Below are 4479 nucleotides of genomic sequence, written 5' to 3'. Positions count from 1 at the left end.
ACTGATGGCTCCTTCTCAATGGATGGAACGATTGCACAATTAGATAAAATATGTGATTTAGCAGATAAATACAATGCTTTGGTCATGATTGATGAATGCCATTCATCCGGTTTTTTAGGAAAAACAGGCAGAGGTACTCATGAGCACCATGGCGTTATTGGCCGTGTTGATATCATTACAGGGACATTAGGAAAAGCACTTGGTGGTGCTTCTGGCGGATTTACATCGGGTCCTAAAGAGGTCATTGATATTTTACGTCAGCGATCAAGGCCATACCTATTCTCCAATACATTAGCACCCTCTATTGTTGGAGCATCAATTGAAGTTCTAAACATGCTGGCTGAAAGTACCGAACTTCGCGATAAGTTGGAAAACAATACAAAGTATTTCCGCGAAAAAATGACAGCTGCAGGCTTCGATATTAAACCGGGAACACATCCCATTGTTCCAATTATGCTTTATGATGCCAAATTAGCGCAAGATTTTGCCGCTGAATTATTGAAAGAAGGAATTTACGTGATCGGATTTTACTTCCCTGTAGTACCAAAAGGAAAGGCCAGAATCAGAGTGCAATTATCAGCTTCACACAATCAAGAACATTTAGACAAGGCCATCTCCGCATTTACTAAAGTAGGGGTGAAACTTGGCGTAATAAAATAATTAAGACAGGGAATTTTTCTCACAAAAACAAGAAAATGCAGGAAAAAATCAATCAGTATACCGCCGAAATAAGCTCTTTCCAGCCCAAAAATGCTGAAGAACTAGAAGTATTCAGAATTCGTTTTTTAGGGACTAAAGGAATTATTAAAGACCTATTTGAGGAGTTTAAAACGGTATCCGCTGAAGATAAAAGGATATTTGGCAAGGTTTTGAATGAGTTCAAACAAATGGCTGAAGCGAAATATCAAAGCCTTAAAGAAGGTTCAGAATCGGAAGAAAGTGGTTCAAAATCCGAGCAAGACCTTACTTTGCCTGGCGAAGGTTTCGAACTCGGCGCGCGCCATCCTTTATCCCTCGTAAGAAAAGAAATCATTGAAATATTTAAAAAACTTGGCTTTAATGTTGCTGAGGGGCCTGAAATTGAAGACGATTGGCATAATTTCTCTGCACTAAACTTCCCTGAGGAGCATCCTGCAAGAGATATGCAAGATACCTTCTTCATAAAAAAAGGTGGTGAGAAGGGTGATATTGCCCTTAGAACACATACCTCTTCCGTTCAAGTTAGAATGATGGAAGCTGGAAAACCACCCTTCCGCGCTATCATGCCAGGTAGAGTATACCGAAATGAAGCTATTTCTGCAAGAGCACATTGCTTTTTTCATCAAGTTGAAGGTTTATACATTGATGAAAATGTATCCTTTGCCGACCTCAAACAAACGCTATTCTATTTCGTTCAAGAGCTATTTGGTGAAGGCACGAAAGTCCGCTTCAGACCAAGCTATTTCCCATTCACCGAACCATCGGCAGAAATGGATATTTCATGTTCTATCTGTAAGGGTGATGGATGTCAACTTTGCAAGCATAGTGGTTGGGTAGAAATCCTGGGCTGCGGAATGGTGGACCCCAACGTCCTTGAAAACTCAAATATCGATAGTAAAAAATATACCGGATATGCCTTCGGAATGGGAATTGAAAGAATTACGAATTTGAAATATCAAATTAAAGATTTGAGGCTATTTTCAGAAAATGACATTCGATTTTTAAAACAATTTCAGTCGGAAATGATTTAATGCAGATTAAACTATTCTATATCTTTATTTTAATCAGCTTACTGTCATGCAGCAAGGATAATATTGACAGAATTCCTGATGTTTATGTAAGCTATAAAATCACTTTACAGGAGTTCAATATTAAGAGTTCAAACGGACTATTAATCGTAAATAATCAAGCAAATACAGGGGTTGCGGGACTCATAATTTACAAAAGAGCCGATGGCGCCTTCGTGGCTTATGATCGTTGTAGCTCCGTGAACCCTCAAAAAAGATGCGCCATTGTTCCAGATGATCCCAATTTAACGGCAACAGACCCTTGCAGTGGAGCAAAATTCTCTCTATTCGACGGAAATCCCGTAAAAGCTCCTGCTCAAAGATCTCTTAAACAATATAGAGTAATTATTACTAATTTTGACCTCATGGTAGTTAACTAAAAAGAAGTGGACAAGATTAAGGAAACAATTAAAAAATCAGCACAAGACCTATTCCGAAAATATGGCTACCACAAAACTAGCGTAAACGAAATTGCCAAACGCGCCAAAATTGCGAAGGCAACCATTTACAAATACTTCGAGAGCAAAGAACTTCTCTTACAAGCTATCTTGATGGAATATATCCAGAATAGCGTACACGATATCATTCATAACCCTAGTGAAGATTTGGATGAAGAAGCATACCTCAGTATGATCATTCTTAAGACAAGTCGCCTATCTTATACCGTTTGTAACGAATTTATAGGATGGGAGTTTATTCGCGAATCTGCCAACTCACAGGAATTTTTAAAAACCCTATCTGATGAGTTAGAGAACTTATTAATCGACTCATTCAACCAAACACCCCTTTTTAAGGCAGATGATTATATCTTGCGTCTTCGGTTTTTGATTAAAGCTAGTAAAAGTATCGTGTTTTCATTTGCGTTTACTTCAGTAAGCGACTCAGATGTGCGAAAAAATTTCATCTCTTTTCAAAAGGAAATTCTACCATACCTCGTTAAGGCTGCAGTAAAATAAATTTATGTTAAGCCAATATTAATAATTGTACCGATTTGGTTTTTGGTATAATTATTGGTATATTGTAGGCTCAGTAAAGAAAATTAACATGAGCCGTGAAATTTCAAATATTTCGAATTTAATTGATGCGATGTTTGATTTTTAAAAATCTTCTCAAATCAAAATTCTTTAAACCCAAAAAATCAATAAATCCTTAATTTTTTTAGGATTTAGAATTGAATTGTTCCAATATCTAATCCATTAGCCCTTTCCTAAATTAAAAATATTTAATTTTGCGGTTCATGAAAAAAGTTCCGTCCGACAAAAAATTTTTAAGTAACATTCAGGTAATTGATATTGCTGAAGAAGGTAAGGGTGTAGGTAAATCAGACGATCTGGTTATCTTCATAGACAAAGCCGTTCCAGGTGATATCGTAGATGTTGAACTACTTCGCAGAAAGAAAAAATTCTACGAAGGTAAAATCCAAAACATTGTTAAACCATCTGAGCATCGTGCAGACCCATTTTGCAAGCATTTTGGCGTGTGTGGTGGATGTAAATGGCAACATCTTAACTACGATGCACAGCTCCTCTTTAAGCAAAAAAGTGTGGTGGATGCCCTTCAAAGGCTCGCAAAAGTGGATACAACAGGCATTGAACCCATACTAGGATCTAAAGAAACCAGTTATTACAGAAATAAACTCGAATATACCTTCTCTGATAAACGCTGGTTAACAGATGAAGATATGCGCAGTGGAGAGGAAATGGAAATGAACGCGCTTGGCTATCACATTCCGGGAAGATTCGATAAGATTATTGATATCGACCATTGCTATTTACAGGCAGATCCCTCAAATGATATTCGTAATAAAGTTAGAGAATATGCCTTGGCAAATAATATTTCCTTTTATAATTTAAGAAACCATGAGGGCTCGCTCAGAAACCTAATCATACGCACATCTAGCACGGGTGAGCTTATGGTGATTGTTGTTTTTGCCTACATTGAGCAAGAGCAGATTACAGGCATGATGCAATTTATTGCCAAGGAGTTCAAAACCCTTAAATCGCTGCTTTACATCATCAATCAGAAAAAAAACGACACCATTTTTGATCAGGAAATCCACGTTTTTGAGGGCGCTGATCATATATTTGAAAATATGAACGGACTAAAATTTAAGATTGGTCCGAAATCATTCTATCAAACAAATTCAGAACAAGCATTTGAACTTTATAAGATTACTAAAGACTTTGCAGGCTTCAAGGGCAACGAGCTGGTTTATGATTTATATACAGGTGCTGGTACTATTGCTAATTTCATCGCGAAAGATGTAAAATCCGTTATTGGAGTAGAATATGTGCCTACAGCTATTGAAGATGCCAAGATCAATTCGGAGATCAATTCTATTCATAATACCAGCTTCTTTGCCGGTGATATGAAAGACATACTGAATGCCGAATTTATCAATACCCATGGCAAGCCTGATGTGGTTATTACCGATCCTCCACGTGCTGGAATGCATACTGATGTAGTGAAGCGACTCTTAGAGATGGAAGCCGAAAAAATTGTGTATGTGAGCTGTAATGCTGCAACACAAGCGCGCGATATTGCTTTATTGAAGGAGAAATATGAAGTAAGCAGGATCCGTCCCGTAGACATGTTTCCGCATACACAGCATGTTGAGAATGTAGTTTTATTGAGCCTTAATCTCAATCAAGAACCTACAGTTGAAACACCTGAATAATTTATAATTATCCTTCCAAAGCATTAGAATGGAAAT

5 protein-coding genes are annotated in these 4479 nt (G+C 37.4%); all 5 read left to right on the top strand.

Translation table 11 applies throughout. The annotated features are described in order from the left end of the window. Positions 1-660: aminotransferase class I/II-fold pyridoxal phosphate-dependent enzyme (locus ACILQF_RS10860; protein WP_395627430.1), on the top strand; the 660-nt coding region annotated here is incomplete at its 5' end. Positions 661-695: 35 nt separating this feature from the next. Then, complete coding sequence (gene pheS / locus ACILQF_RS10855) at positions 696-1730, top strand: phenylalanine--tRNA ligase subunit alpha (protein ID WP_395627429.1); 1035 nt, start codon at positions 696-698, stop codon at positions 1728-1730. Beyond that, the gene (locus ACILQF_RS10850; RefSeq protein ID WP_395627428.1) at positions 1730-2146 is read left to right on the top strand and encodes a hypothetical protein; all 417 of its coding nucleotides are present in this window, start codon (positions 1730-1732) and stop codon (positions 2144-2146) included. Before pheS ends, ACILQF_RS10850 begins: the two co-directional genes overlap by 1 nt. Before the next feature lie 6 nt (positions 2147-2152). Beyond that, positions 2153-2722: a TetR/AcrR family transcriptional regulator gene (locus ACILQF_RS10845; protein ID WP_395627427.1), complete on the top strand. Its 570-nt coding sequence runs from the start codon at positions 2153-2155 to the stop codon at positions 2720-2722. Between the two features lie 281 nt (positions 2723-3003). Next, positions 3004-4443 carry a 23S rRNA (uracil(1939)-C(5))-methyltransferase RlmD gene (gene rlmD, locus ACILQF_RS10840; RefSeq protein WP_395627426.1) on the top strand — a complete coding sequence of 480 codons (1440 nt, stop codon included), beginning with the start codon at positions 3004-3006 and terminating at the stop codon, positions 4441-4443. Positions 4444-4479: the final 36 nt, after the last annotated feature.

Source organism: Daejeonella sp. (genome assembly GCF_044232565.1).
In the GTDB taxonomy this organism is placed as follows: domain Bacteria; phylum Bacteroidota; class Bacteroidia; order Sphingobacteriales; family Sphingobacteriaceae; genus Daejeonella.
Note: the sequence above shows the minus strand (reverse complement) of the source record. Positions and strands in the feature narration are given on the sequence as shown.

Coding starts and splice junctions, on each gene's coding strand:
- ACILQF_RS10850 (WP_395627428.1), top strand. CDS start 1,730: ATGCAGATTAAACTATTCTATATCTTTATTTTAATCAGCTTACTGTCA.
- pheS (WP_395627429.1), top strand. CDS start 696: ATGCAGGAAAAAATCAATCAGTATACCGCCGAAATAAGCTCTTTCCAG.
- rlmD (WP_395627426.1), top strand. CDS start 3,004: ATGAAAAAAGTTCCGTCCGACAAAAAATTTTTAAGTAACATTCAGGTA.